15 protein-coding genes are annotated in these 12,940 nt (G+C 57.2%); 13 read left to right on the top strand and 2 right to left on the bottom strand.

Features of this window, described 5'->3' with window-relative positions; all coding sequences use genetic code 11:
* The first annotated feature begins 2 nt into the window (after nucleotides 1-2).
* The 9 genes from MOTHE_RS06540 to MOTHE_RS06500 all read left to right on the top strand — a co-directional run bounded on the left by MOTHE_RS06540 (nucleotide 3) and on the right by MOTHE_RS06500 (nucleotide 6,747).
* Nucleotides 3-1,154, top strand: coding sequence for a CCA tRNA nucleotidyltransferase (locus tag MOTHE_RS06540; RefSeq protein WP_011392876.1), 1,152 nt, complete (start codon nucleotides 3-5; stop codon nucleotides 1,152-1,154).
* Nucleotides 1,084-1,713, top strand: coding sequence for a site-2 protease family protein (locus tag MOTHE_RS06535; protein WP_011392875.1), 630 nt, complete (start codon nucleotides 1,084-1,086; stop codon nucleotides 1,711-1,713). The genes MOTHE_RS06540 and MOTHE_RS06535 overlap by 71 nt, the downstream gene beginning before the upstream one ends.
* Nucleotides 1,714-1,774: 61 nt before the next feature.
* On the top strand, nucleotides 1,775-2,521 hold the full coding sequence (locus MOTHE_RS06530) for a segregation and condensation protein A (RefSeq protein WP_011392874.1): 747 nt from the start codon (nucleotides 1,775-1,777) through the stop codon (nucleotides 2,519-2,521).
* A 6-nt stretch (nucleotides 2,522-2,527) separates the two neighbouring features.
* Complete coding sequence (scpB, locus tag MOTHE_RS06525) at nucleotides 2,528-3,115, top strand: SMC-Scp complex subunit ScpB (RefSeq protein ID WP_011392873.1); 588 nt, start codon at nucleotides 2,528-2,530, stop codon at nucleotides 3,113-3,115.
* Between the two features lie 28 nt (nucleotides 3,116-3,143).
* Nucleotides 3,144-3,926, top strand: coding sequence for a DUF2953 domain-containing protein (locus tag MOTHE_RS06520; protein ID WP_011392872.1), 783 nt, complete (start codon nucleotides 3,144-3,146; stop codon nucleotides 3,924-3,926).
* The gene (ytfJ, locus tag MOTHE_RS06515) at nucleotides 3,832-4,311 is read left to right on the top strand and encodes a GerW family sporulation protein (RefSeq protein ID WP_011392871.1); all 480 of its coding nucleotides are present in this window, start codon (nucleotides 3,832-3,834) and stop codon (nucleotides 4,309-4,311) included. The genes MOTHE_RS06520 and ytfJ overlap by 95 nt, the downstream gene beginning before the upstream one ends.
* Before the next feature lie 91 nt (nucleotides 4,312-4,402).
* Nucleotides 4,403-5,560, top strand: a complete 1,158-nt coding sequence (locus MOTHE_RS06510; RefSeq protein WP_053094817.1) for a D-alanyl-D-alanine carboxypeptidase family protein — start codon at nucleotides 4,403-4,405, stop codon at nucleotides 5,558-5,560.
* Between the two features lie 57 nt (nucleotides 5,561-5,617).
* Nucleotides 5,618-6,208: a nucleoside recognition domain-containing protein gene (locus tag MOTHE_RS06505; RefSeq protein ID WP_053094816.1), complete on the top strand. Its 591-nt coding sequence runs from the start codon at nucleotides 5,618-5,620 to the stop codon at nucleotides 6,206-6,208.
* Between the two features lie 5 nt (nucleotides 6,209-6,213).
* Nucleotides 6,214-6,747, top strand: coding sequence for a spore maturation protein (locus tag MOTHE_RS06500; protein WP_011392868.1), 534 nt, complete (start codon nucleotides 6,214-6,216; stop codon nucleotides 6,745-6,747).
* Here the strand turns inward: MOTHE_RS06500 and MOTHE_RS06495 are convergent.
* Both MOTHE_RS06495 and MOTHE_RS06490 read right to left on the bottom strand, forming a co-directional pair.
* Nucleotides 6,722-7,258 (bottom strand): methylated-DNA--[protein]-cysteine S-methyltransferase, encoded by a 537-nt coding sequence (locus MOTHE_RS06495; RefSeq protein ID WP_011392867.1) that lies wholly within the window; start codon nucleotides 7,256-7,258, stop codon nucleotides 6,722-6,724. The two genes, MOTHE_RS06500 and MOTHE_RS06495, sit on opposite strands and share 26 nt — an antisense overlap.
* A 380-nt stretch (nucleotides 7,259-7,638) precedes the next feature.
* Complete coding sequence (locus tag MOTHE_RS06490) at nucleotides 7,639-8,244, bottom strand: phosphatase PAP2 family protein (RefSeq protein ID WP_011392866.1); 606 nt, start codon at nucleotides 8,242-8,244, stop codon at nucleotides 7,639-7,641.
* Nucleotides 8,245-8,338: 94 nt separating this feature from the next.
* Here MOTHE_RS06490 and MOTHE_RS06485 point away from each other — a divergent pair, with 94 nt between their 5' ends.
* From MOTHE_RS06485 to MOTHE_RS06470, 4 genes are all read left to right on the top strand, one after another.
* Nucleotides 8,339-9,061, top strand: a complete 723-nt coding sequence (locus tag MOTHE_RS06485) for a pseudouridine synthase (RefSeq protein ID WP_011392865.1) — start codon at nucleotides 8,339-8,341, stop codon at nucleotides 9,059-9,061.
* A gap of 80 nt (nucleotides 9,062-9,141) precedes the next feature.
* Entirely contained in the window at nucleotides 9,142-9,672 is a 531-nt protein-coding gene (cobO, locus tag MOTHE_RS06480; RefSeq protein ID WP_011392864.1) for a cob(I)yrinic acid a,c-diamide adenosyltransferase, read from the top strand.
* Nucleotides 9,673-9,795: 123 nt separating this feature from the next.
* A complete protein-coding gene (gene ilvC / locus MOTHE_RS06475) occupies nucleotides 9,796-10,788 on the top strand; it encodes a ketol-acid reductoisomerase (RefSeq protein ID WP_011392863.1) in 993 nt (330 codons plus the stop codon).
* A 133-nt stretch (nucleotides 10,789-10,921) separates the two neighbouring features.
* On the top strand, nucleotides 10,922-12,940 hold the full coding sequence (locus MOTHE_RS06470) for a sodium-translocating pyrophosphatase (protein ID WP_011392862.1): 2,019 nt from the start codon (nucleotides 10,922-10,924) through the stop codon (nucleotides 12,938-12,940).

Genomic DNA, 12,940 nt, shown 5'->3' with positions numbered 1-12,940 from the left:
TCATGATTCCCTACCGGAAGCTTTTTAACCAGCACCAGCTAGCCATCCTGGCCCGGGCCAGGAAAATAGCCCACCTCAAGGGCCAGCGAGTTTACCTGGTAGGGGGTACGACCCGGGATCTCTTGCTGGGACGGCCGGATGTCGACCTGGATCTGGTGGTCGAGGGGAACGGCCTCCTCCTGGCCCGGGAACTGGCCCGGCAACTGGGAGGGCGCCTGGTCTACCACGAGCGCTTCCTGACGGCTACCATTTACTGGGCCGGGGAGCGGGTGGATGTGGTCACCGCCAGGAAGGAGTATTATCCCGAGCCGGGAGCGCTGCCGGAGGTCGAGGCCGCCACCCTGGCCGAGGATCTGGCCCGGCGCGATTTTAGCATTAACGCCATGGCCCTGCCATTAACGGCCCGGGACCTGTGGGAGATCCGGGATCCCTTTAACGGCCGGGCCGACCTGGCTGCCGGTAAAATAAGGGTCCTCCACCAGGCGAGTTTCCGCGACGATCCCACCCGTATCCTGCGGGGGGTACGCCTGGGAACCAGGTTACATTTCCAGCTGGCCAGTGAGACCAGGGAACTAGCCCGGGAAGCCCTGGCTGCCGGCTACCTGGAACTGGTATCACCCCGGCGTTTCTGGCAGGAGTTTATCCTGCTCCTCAAGGAATCGCGGCCGGTTGCTGCCTGGGAAGCCCTGCTGGCCCTGGGATGGCGGGGCCTGCCGGGGAGCGGTCCCCCGGATGTAGCTGCCGGTTACCGGGCGGAGAAACTCCTGCGCCAGTGGCAGTGGCTGGGCCAGCACCCCCCTGACGCCAGCCTGGTGTATTTTTTAACGGCCACGGCTAATTTGAGCCTGGCAGCCCTGGAGGAGGTTTTGGATCACCTGAACTGGGGCCGCAGGCGTCGTCGGGTAATTAACGCTGCCAGGGTTTTACAGCAAGGGGGCTGTTTTGGACCTGAACCGGGTTTGCCCCCGGGAGAAATGATGACCGGGTCGCGCCCGGCCCCGGAGGCGCTGATCTTTGCCCTGGCCCAGGCCGGGTGGAGCCAGTTGCCGGGCTGGGCCCTACCTGGTGGGAAAGGAGTCGGCCATGCACCTGCAGAGCTTGTCCCAGTTAATCCTGGGTATTCCAGCCATCCTGATGGCCCTGACCTTTCATGAGTATGCCCACGGGAAGGCAGCCTACTTTCTGGGAGATCCCACGGCCAGAAATCAGGGGCGGTTAACCTTAAATCCCCTGGCCCACCTGGATCCCCTGGGAACCCTGCTACTTATCGTAGCCGGATTTGGCTGGGCCAAGCCGGTACAGATAAATCCCTTTTACTTTCAAATAGACCGGCGTAAGGGCATGATGCTGGTGGGCCTGGCTGGACCCCTTATGAACCTGGTCCTGGCCTATCTGGCAGCCGTGCTCCTGCATCTTTTTCTGCGGCTGGATCTGGGTGGCATCTGGATCCAGACCTTTTTAAACCTGCTGGTGGGCTACAACGTTGTTCTGGCCGTCTTTAACCTGATTCCCGTACCGCCCCTGGATGGTTCCCGGGTCCTGGCCGGGATTCTCCCGCCCGAAGGAGGAGCTGCTGTTTATCGCCTGGAGAGTTACGGCACCTTGATCTTACTCCTCCTCATTGCTACGGGAATCATCAGCCGCATCCTGGGCCCCCTGGTCAACCTGGTCCTTAACCTAATTATTGCTGCCAGCGGCCTGGCCTTTATATGATAGAATTCACCCGGAAATTGTCCGGGGGTACAGGGGAAGCTGACTTGCCGGGGTGGGGCGGATGCTAGGTAATGTAAGGCTGGATGTTTTTCAGGGCCCCCTGGATCTCCTCCTCACTCTCATTGAACGCCAGGAAATCGACGTTCAGGCTATCCCCGTCGCGGAAGTAACGGCCCAGTACCTGGAGTACCTGCAGGAAGTCGAGGAACTGGACCTGGAGTGGGCTAGCGAGTTTCTGGTCCTGGGGGCGGAACTCCTGGCTCTGAAGGCCAGGCTCCTATTGCAGCGCCCGGCGGCCGGGGAGCAGGAAGAAGAGGGGGAAGACCCGGCCCGGGCCCTGGCGGATCGATTGCAGGCTTACCGCTGTTATAAAGAGGCGGCCCAACACCTGGCCGAACTGGCCGCTACCGGTGCCCTTATTTTTACCAGGCCCCGGGACCAGGAGGCTGTAGAGCGGGCCCTGGCCGGCATCAACCCCCTGGCTGGCGTAACACCCCTGGATCTGGCGCGGGCTATGGCGCGCGTCCTGGCCCGTAAGGAGCAGGTTCAGGAACCAGAGGAACCCCGGCTCATACCCCGGCTGGCCTTTACCCTGGCGGGCCAGGTACGCCATATCTTGCGCAGCCTTTACCGGGCAAAAACCCTCAGCCTGGACAGACTCTTGAGTACCAGGCCCACCCGGATGGAGGTAGCCCTGACCTTCCTGGCCCTGCTGGAACTGGCCCGGCGGGGCCGGGTAGCCCTGGCCCAGGAGGTTAATTTCGGCAATATCGAGGTGCGGTTGTTACCGCATCCAGGAGCAAGGTGATTATCCTTGCCTTTATTTTTCAGTGATAACCTGAGAGCTGCCCTGGAATGTTTGCTCTTTGTCGCCGGCGGTCCGGTGTCGGTAGACTCCCTGGCGGCCTGCCTGGGCGTTAAACCCGGAGATGTCGATGAGCTGGCGGCTGAATTACAGGAACTCTACGCCCGGGAAGAACGGGGCCTGCAGATCCGGGCCGTAGCCGGTGGCTATCAGATGTGCACCCGGCCCGAGTTCGCCAGCTATTGTGAGGCCCTTTTGCGCCCGGAACTGCCGGCCTTATCCCGGGCCGCCCTGGAGACCCTGGCCATTATCGCCTACCGCCAGCCGGTAACCCGCACGGAAATGGAGTATATCCGGGGAGTCAAGGTCGATGGCGTTTTAAATACCCTCATTAGCCGGGGCCTGGTCCAGGAGGTTGGCCGCAAGGAGGCCCCGGGACGCCCCATCCTTTATGGTACCACGCCCAAATTCCTGGAGTTTTTCGGTTTAAAGGACTTAAAGGAATTGCCTCCCCTGGAGGATGTTGCCGCGAGTCAGGAAAATAGCCGTGAAGCAGGTGGTCGTGGTAGTATACCGGGTCATCCTGGGGAAGAATAATTGCACACTTCTTCCCGGGGGTGGCGGGATGCTTTGGTCCTGGCTGGCAGGTTTACTGGTGGGTATGGTTGTTTTACTCCTGGTCCCGGTACGCCTGGAGGTGGCTTATCGCTATGCTAATCAGGAGGAGCGCCTTTGGCTGGAGGTCAAGCTTTCAGGGGACTGGGGCCTGTGGGAAGTAGAAATTCCCTCTATCCAGGCCTGGCTGGCGCGATGGCCCCCCCTGCACCTGAAAACCCTGCTCCAGGCCGGCGGTACCGGAACTATAGGTGCAGGGGAGGTTGAGGTTGAGCATCCGGGGGATGAAGCCCGGACCCGCGGTGGGGTAATTGGTTTTATCGTCAAGGGGCGCTTGGCCTATTGGCTGGGTTTATTAAGAAGATTTGGTTACATCTGGCGTCGTTTTTTCGGGCAGGTGACCTGCCAGCGGCTGCGGGTATTCTTAACCCTGGGGATGGAGGAACCGGCCACGACTGCCCTGGCCTACGGTGGTGCTTGGGCTCTGCTGGCTTTACTGTACCAGAATTTACAGCGCCGGGCGCGCCTGGATTTTCAACAACCGGAGCTGCTGGTAAGGCCGCGTTTTAACGCACCGGGCCTGCTATTTGATTTTAACTGCATATTTACCTTTCGGCTGGGACATATTATAAGCGCTGGTTTACGGTCTTTAAGATTACTCCTGGGTATAATCTGGCAGGCGAGGGGAGCAAGCAAAAATGCCCGAACATCCCATCGAAGCCTTGATGAAAACAGCCATGGAAAGCATCAAAGATATGGTCGATGTGAATACGGTAGTGGGGGACCCCATTGAAACCCAGGACGGCCAGGTCATTGTTCCTGTGTCCCGGGTAACGGCCGGTTTTGCGGCCGGTGGGTCGGAGTATGAATCAAGTACCGCCGACGGCGGCGGGGGAGGTAAGGAAAGCCTGCCCTTCGGCGGGGGCAGTGGCGCCGGGGTTTCTGTCCAGCCGGTGGGTTTTTTGGTCGTAGGTAAAGAACAGGTGCGCTTGCTGCCTGTTGACGGTAACGCCGTCGTCGACCGCCTGATCGATGTCGCCCCCCAGGTGATGGAAAAGATCCAGGAACTCCTGGGTAAGGGGAAAAGTGCAAAGGGTAACGGTAAAGTTAACGGCAGCAGCACTCCGACCACGGTCCGGACTAAAATGGTTCTCCGACCCCAGGATGCGGAAGAATAAGTAAACATAAAATTTCTATCCCTGGCAGGGAAAAGGCCCTGCCAGGGCGAATATAAACCTCCCGGAGTAAGTTTTACAGGGGGTTTCACTCTTGTTCAAGAAGTATGGCCCCCGGTTCCTTGCTGCCGGGATCTTTTTATTTATTTTCCTTAGCTTTATTAAACCAGGCCGGGCTGCTGCCCCGGACATTCAGGCCGAGAGTTATGTATTAATGGATTTTCGGACGGGCCAGGTCCTTATGGCCAAGAATCCCCATGAGCGGAGGCCCCAGGCCAGTACCACCAAGATTACCACGGCCATTTTAGCCCTGGAGCGCGGCAACTTGAACGACCAGGTTATTGCCAGTAAAAATGCCGCCGAGACGCCGGAGAGTTCTATTTATCTCCAGGAAGGGGAGACCCTGACCCTGGAGGAGCTTCTCTACGCCCTGCTACTGCGCTCGGCCAATGATGCCGCCGTGGCCATTGCTGAGCATATCGGTGGCAGTGTTGAAAACTTTGCCCGCATGATGAATGCGAAGGTCCAGGAGATTGGGGCCCGGGATACCCACTATGTTAACCCCCACGGTCTGACAGCTCCGGACCACTACTCCTCGGCTTACGATCTGGCCCTTATTGGCCGTTACGCCATGATGAATCCTAAATTTCGGGAGATTGTCGCTACCCGCCAGCGGATTATCCCCTGGGCCGGCAAACCCTGGCCGCGATTGCTGATCAATGAAAATCGCCTGCTATGGGGCTATTATGCTTACCCCGGTGCCGATGGGGTAAAGAACGGCTATACTACCCCGGTCGGGCAGGTCCTGGTGGCCTCGGCCACCAGGGATAACTGGCGGCTCATCGCCGTGGTCATGAAGTCCCCCAATATGTACCGGGAAACCAGTGCCATCCTCGATTACGGGTTTAATAACTTTCACCAGGTGAAGTTAATGCCTGCCGGCCAGCAGGTAGCCCTGGCCGGTGTCCGCGGCGGCATAGCAGCAAATATACCTGCCGTCACGGCCGATGACGTCCTGGTGGTCGAGCCAAAGAATGAGACCTGGACCTGGCAGCAGCGGGTGGAACTTAATCCCGACCTCAATGCGCCGGTCAAGAAGGGGGATAGGATCGGGCGGATAATCTTCACTTCCCACGACCAGGAAGTAAGTGTGGACCTGATAGCTGCCGGTGACGTAGCCCCCCGGCCCTGGTGGATGGGCTTCCTGGAAGCCTTCCTAACAGTCTTCAACCTGCCCTGGTTGCGGTTCTAGAAAGGCAAGTCCCTTCATAAATCTTACTAACCGAGGTAATTTATGGAGGGATTGCCGGTGGTCAATCTCATCTGGTTGTTAATGCTCCTGGCAGGTATAGTAGTAGCTGCTTTAAATGGGCATATCGAGATAGTTACCGATGCCTCCCTGGAAGCAGCCCAGACGGCGGTAACCCTGGCCTTCGAGCTTATCGGCCTCATGGCCATGTGGCTGGGGCTTTTAAAGATTGCCGAAGAGGCTGGCCTTGTAGCCCTCCTGTCCCGCCTCCTGCGTCCCTGTACCCGTTACCTCTTCCCGGAGATCCCCAGGGATCACCCGGCTATCGGTTCCATCATCATGAATATGAGCGCCAATATCCTGGGCCTGGGCAACGCCGCTACCCCCTTCGGCCTTAAGGCCATGCAAGAACTCCAAACCCTGAACCCTCGCCCGGAGGAAGCAACCCCGGCCATGTGCACCTTCCTGGGGCTAAACACCGGCTGCATAACCCTTATCCCGGCGACCATCATCGGCATCCGGGCGGCTGCCGACAGCACCGAACCGACAATAATCGTCGGTCCCACCATCCTGGCCACGGGGTTCAGTATGGTCATGGCCGTGGTTTTTGACCGTGTTTTCCGCCGCTTCTATGGCGATAACCGGAGGTGAGGGAGGTGACGGAAGCTGTTCTTGCCGTCTCCCGCTGGGCCATTCCCCTGGTAATTTTTTTAATCCCGGCCTACGGCTACCTGCGGGGAGTCGCTGTTTATGAAGCCTTTGTTGCCGGGGCGGAAGACGGTTTCAAGGTGGCCATCAAAATTATCCCCTTTCTGGTAGGGATGCTGGTGGCCATTAGCATTTTCCGGGCTTCCGGGGCCATGGACCTCTTTGCCCGGGCCCTGAACCCGGTCTTGCATCTGGTGGGCATTCCCGGGGAAGTGTTACCCCTGGCAGTTATGCGGCCCCTGTCCGGCGGCGGTGCCTTGGGTGTAGCGGCCGAGCTGATCGGCAACTATGGACCAGATTCCTTCATCGGCCGCCTGGCTTCGGTCATGCAGGGGACCACAGACACAACCTTCTATGTTTTGACAGTTTACTTCGGCTCTGTGGGGGTGAGGCGCTACCGCTACGCCCTGGCCCTGGGGCTGATTGCCGATATTTCCAGCTTAATAGCGGCCGTGTTTATTTGCCACCTGATGTTTGGTTAACCCTATGTTCAAACCCCAGCAGCCACTCCTTGACTGCCAGGCCGCCGCCGAAACCAACCAGGCGGCCGTTTTTACCGATTACCCGGTGGCAGGGGATTATAATCCCCACCGGATTGCTGCCGATAGCCTGTCCAGTAGCCCTGGTAGCCCGGGGACGGCCGATAGCCCGGGCCAGGTCGCTGTAGCTACAAGTGGTACCATAGGGGATTTCCAGCAGGGCCGCCCAGACAGAGCGCTGGAAGGGGGTGCCGTGAAGATCCAGGGGCAGGTTGAAGGTCCGGCGGCGGCCGGCGAAATATTCATCCAGCTGGACCATGGTTTCCCGGGCCAGACTGTCCTGCTCACCGGTAGTAATAGCAACGCCGGGGAATACTTTTGTCAGGTAAGTAGAGGTAACCGCGGCAGGCTCAGCTGCAAAGGCCAGCCGGCAGAGGCCGGCAGGGCTGGTTACGATTGTCAGGATGCCGACAGGGGAATTATAATGGTTGATGGTAAGATGCAATCTTGTCACGCCCCTTGCCCTCCTCGGAAAATAGACTTCTGCCCAAAATGGTTACTGTTGGCAGGCGCTTTGCTACAGGCTGGAGGGTACAGTCTGCGGGCTCCGGTGGTTCTCGGCTAGCAAACTTCGCGCTCAGCCTTGCGCGGCGGCGGGGGTGGCTTGGCTTTATCTCTTTGATCAATCATAACGGGGCGTGGTACTTCTCGTTCCTGAAGCCACGTTACGATCCCCATCCCGTTCACCGCCGCCTCGCTTCGGCTTCGCGTAAGTATCTGACGCCTCGAACCAAGTCGCCCTCCGCCTGTACCCTCCAACCACTTGCCTCAGCCTACATTTTCATTGTTCGTGGCGAGGGTGTCGGCCCCCATGATGGGCTCCTCCGAAATAACTCATCGTGGCCACCAGAGGCGGTACAGGGAAACGACTGCCAGCCCAGCGGCATAACCGGCTAGCACATCGGTGGGGTAATGGACGCCCAGGTAAAGGCGGCTGAGCCCCAGCAAGAAGAGGAAAAAAATAGTCAGCCTGGCTACCAGGGGATGGTAGCGGGACGGGAGCCTCTGTAACAGTACCAGGGCCAGCAGGCTGAAGAAGACGGTTCCCATCATGGCATGGCCGCTGGGGAAGCTGAAGCCAGGTGCGGGTTCCAGGGGACCCAGGGCGGGGCGGGGCCGATGGTAAAAGGCCTTTAGCCCCTCCATGAGGGCCCAGGCGCCGTTCATGGTAAACATAAGGACCCAGAAGCCCCTGTAATCACGCCCTAAAAGGAAGCTTATACCCAGGGCGGCCGTGGCCAGGTAGAAGAAGATGGACGTACCGAAGAAAGTAATTACTTTGAAGAAAATAGTAGCCAGGGGGCTACGGTAAGCCATTAACCTGACAAGAATCCAGGTATCAAAGTAGCGGACTTCCGGCAGGGCGATGGCAGTAGCCACCAGGAGAAAAATTATAACCATCAAGGCGGCCAGAAATAAATAATAACGCTTGCGGATCACCGGTTTGAAGCCCCTCTTTTCTATTCATTTTGAAGTTCGCCAGCAAATAAGCAGGTATCGGAGAGCAGGACTTTTTTCCCTTCGGAGGATGATTATGCGCTTGCAGAAGTACCTGGCCCTGGCCGGGGTGGCTTCCCGGCGCCGGGCCGAAGACCTTATCCGTGCCGGGCGGGTGCGGGTAAACGGCCGGGTCATAAAAGTTATGGGTGTCCAGGTGGAACCGGGACAGGATAAAGTGACTGTCGACGGCCAGCCTGTGACCGGGCCGGAGAGAAAGTATTACCTTCTCCTGTTTAAACCGGCCGGTTATGTAACTACCGTCTCCGATCCCCGGGGACGGCCCAAGGTCACTGACCTGGTGCACGGCATACCTGCTAGATTATATCCCGTGGGCCGCCTGGATTATGCCACCGAGGGTCTTCTCTTGCTAACCAACGACGGCGAGCTAACCCTGCGCCTGACCCACCCCAGATACGGGGTAACGAAGACCTACCTGGCTCTGGTCAGGGGTATACCCGATGCTAATACTATCCAGCATTTACGCTGCGGTGTCAAGCTGGAAGACGGCCCTACAGCTCCTGCGAGGGTAAATTTGTGCCGGGCGGGGAAAGATAGCGCCCTCCTGGAATTAACCCTCAGGGAAGGCCGGAACCGGGAGGTGCGACGTATGCTGGCGGCGGTCGGTCACCCGGTCCTGCGCCTCCGGCGGATCCGCCTGGCCTTTTTAACCCTTCGAGGTTTAAAACCCGGCACCTATCGCCACCTCACCCCCCACGAAGTCGAACGATTGTACCGGCTGGTAGGTTTAAAAAAATAGCCCCTGGCCTGTTTTTCCTCGCCAAAGCCATCCAGGCATGATAGAATGGTGATAAATGCTGATAGGAGGCAATGGTAAAATTGGCTGGTTTAGAACAGGGACTGGTTCAGGTCTATACCGGGGATGCCAAGGGCAAGAGCACGGCCGCCTTCGGCCTGGCCCTGCGGGCGGCGGGCCACGGTTTTAAAGTCGCTATCATCCAGTTCATGAAGACGCCTGATTATGGCGAACATCGCTCTTTCCAGCGCCTGGCACCGGAAATCGAGGTTAAAACCTTCGGCCGAAAAGGTTTTATCCACCGGGGCGGCGCCAGGCCTGAAGATTATGAACAAGCGGCGGCAGCCCTGGACTGCGCCAGGGAAATAATGCTCAGCGGTAAGGTAGATATATTGATCCTTGACGAAATTAACAATGCCCTCTATTTCGGCCTCCTAAAGGAAGAAGAGGTCCTGGATTTCTTACGGCAGCGGCCGGCCAGGATAGAGGTGGTCTTGACCGGTCGCAATGCCCCGGCCGGGATAATTGCCGCCGCCGACCTGGTCACGGAGATGCGCCAGGTGAAGCACCCTTACGCAAAAGGGATTAAGGCCCGCAAGGGGATCGAATACTAATAGAAAGTGAGCAGTATTTTTGTTTTATAGGCAGGAATTTCCGCAACGGGTGCGAATATCATACATTTAATACAATATACAGGAGGTGAATTCCTGGCCGGCTTTTTTAGGGTCAGGAGCAAAGTGGCAGTTGTATACTATGACCAGGACGCAGATCTAAACGTCCTGAAGGGCAAAAAAATCGCCGTGATGGGTTATGGCAGCCAGGGACACTCCCAGGCTCAAAATTTAAAGGATAGCGGCTTGGACGTAGTGGTTGGCCTGCGCCCGGAGAGTAAATCCAGGGCCGCAGCCCAGGCTGCCGGCCTGGAGGTAAAGACGGTAGCCGAAGCAGCCGCAGAGGCTGATATAATCCAGATCCTCCTCCCGGATGAAACCCAGGCCAGGGTTTATCGGGAAGAGATCGCCCCTTACCTGACGGGCGGCAAGGTCCTGATGTTCTCCCATGGCTTTAACATTCATTTCAACCAGATTGTACCTCCGGCCGATGTCGATGTAATCATGGTTGCCCCCAAGGGTCCCGGGCACCTGGTACGCCGTACCTATGTTGAAGGCCAGGGGGTTCCGGCCTTGATTGCCATTTACCAGGATGCCAGCGGTAAGGCCAAAGAAATCGGCCTGGCCTATGCCAAGGGCATCGGTGCCACCCGCGCGGGGGTAATCGAGACCACCTTCAAAGAAGAGACGGAAACCGACCTCTTCGGAGAGCAGGCCGTCCTTTGCGGGGGGACAACTGCCCTGGTTAAAGCCGGTTTCGAAACCCTGGTCGAGGCCGGTTATCAGCCGGAGATTGCCTACTTTGAGTGCCTCCACGAACTGAAGCTTATTGTCGACTTGATGTATGAGGGCGGCATTAAGTACATGCGCTACTCCATCAGCGACACGGCCGAGTATGGTGATGTCACCAGGGGACCCCGGCTGATCGATGACCATGTCAAGTCAACTATGAAATCTATTTTAAAGGAGATCCAGGACGGTGTCTTTGCCAGGGAATGGATCTTGGAAAACCAGGCCGGGCGCCCCAGCTTCAACGCTTTCCGGAAGAAGGAACGTGAACACCTCATCGAACAGGTCGGCGACCAGCTCCGGGAAATGATGTCCTGGTTGAAGAAATAGAATTCCGGAAGCCATAGAAGAATGGCCCCGGGGCTTCTCCAGGGCCATTCTTGGATTTTAACAGTTGGGAGGTTAAAAGGGAAATTTAGGTAATAACAAGAGGGGTTAAGTTTAAATTTGGGGAGGCGGTCTTATGGAGCTTTTAGCACCACTGACAGGGATAGTGGCCTTGCTTTTTGCCTTTTACCTTACTAATAAAATTAATCGGTCAGATCCCGGGAATCCACGGATGCAGGAAATCGCTGTCGCCATCCATGAAGGCGCCATGGCCTTCCTTATGCGGGAATACCGAACTTTAATCTTTTTTGTCCTTGGCATGACGGCCTTGATTGTAGTTGCCGGCTTTATGACTAGGGGTGCTGAAAGCATGCAACCGGCAACAGCTATTGCCTATGTCGCCGGTACCCTTTGTTCTATTGGCGCCGGGTACATAGGTATGCAGGTTGCCACTAGGGCCAACGTCCGCACGGCCAATGCCGCCCGTCACAGTTCCAATGCCGCCCTGGACATAGCCTTTTCCGGCGGTTCGGTTATGGGGATGGCGGTGGTAGGTCTGGGCCTTTTGGGTCTCGGGATTATTAATTATGTTTTTAAAAACCCGAGTATAGTTAATGGTTTCGCCCTGGGGGCCAGTTCTATAGCCCTTTTTGCCAGAGTCGGTGGCGGTATATACACCAAGGCCGCCGATGTCGGTGCGGACTTGGTCGGCAAAGTAGAAGCAGGTATTCCTGAAGACGATCCCCGGAACCCAGCCGTTATTGCTGATAACGTTGGTGACAATGTAGGCGACGTCGCCGGTATGGGTGCTGACCTCTTTGAGTCTTATGTCGGCTCGATTATTTCTGGTATTGCCCTGGCGGCAGCCCTGAATATTCCTAATGGCACCTTGGTGCCTCTAATGATTGCTGCTATCGGCATTGTATCCTCCATTCTCGGTGCCTTTTTCGTGAAAACGGGCGAAGGGGCCAATGCCCAGAAGGCTCTTAATACCGGTACCATGGTGGCAAGTATCCTGGCCATTGTTGGTACTTTCCTGGCTACTAGGTTATTACCGGCTCACTTCACCGCTGGCTCTATGAGTTACACTTCTACAGGCGTATTTGCAGCCACCATCGCCGGCCTCATCGCCGGAGTCTTGATTGGCCGGATTACCGAGTATTATACTTCAGGGGATTACGAACCTGTAAAAGAGATCGCCAAGGCTTCCCAAACCGGTACAGCTACCAACATTATTGAAGGCTTAAGCACCGGTATGCTGAGCACAGTTTTGCCTATCCTGGTCATCGTCATTGCCATTATCGCTTCTTACCGTTTCGCCGGCCTTTATGGTATTGCTATGGCGGCGGTTGGCATGCTCTCGACCACCGGCACTACTGTGGCCGTTGATGCTTATGGTCCTATCGCCGATAATGCTGGCGGTATTGCCGAAATGGCGGAACTGGACCCAAAGGTCCGTAAGATAACCGACGCCCTGGACTCCGTCGGCAACACAACGGCTGCCATTGGTAAGGGTTTTGCTATCGGTTCGGCGGCGCTGACGGCCCTGGCCTTATTCTCGGCCTATACAGCTGCTGCCAGGATTACCGCCATTGACCTGACCGACCCCAAAGTAGTCGGCGGTCTCTTCATAGGTGGTATGCTGCCGTTTCTTTTTGCTGCCTTAACTATGAAAGCGGTGGGTAGGGCTGCTTTCCAAATGATTGAAGAAGTACGCCGCCAGTTCAAATCGATTCCCGGCTTAATGGAAGGCAAGGCCCGGCCGGACTACGCCCGCTGCGTGGCTATTAGCACCGGAGCCGCTATTAAGGAAATGATTGTTCCCGGCCTACTCGCCGTTCTGGTACCCCTGGCCGTGGGTCTCATCCCCGGCCTGGGTAAGGAGGCCTTGGGTGGCCTTCTCGCCGGCGCCACGGTGACGGGTTTCTTGATGGCCGTCATGATGGCTAATGCCGGTGGTGCCTGGGATAATGCCAAAAAGTATATTGAGGGCGGCCAGTACGGCGGTAAGGGTTCACCGGCCCACGCTGCCGCCGTCAATGGAGATACAGTGGGTGATCCCTTTAAGGATACCTCTGGCCCGGCCATGAACATTCTTATTAAGCTAATGACCATTGTCTCCTTGGTTTTTGCCCCCTTATTTATGCAGCTTTAG

Origin of the sequence: Moorella thermoacetica (assembly GCF_001267405.1) — a bacterium.
In the GTDB taxonomy this organism is placed as follows: Bacteria; Bacillota; DSM-521; order Neomoorellales; family Neomoorellaceae; genus Neomoorella; species Neomoorella thermoacetica.
Note: the sequence above shows the minus strand (reverse complement) of the source record. Positions and strands in the feature narration are given on the sequence as shown.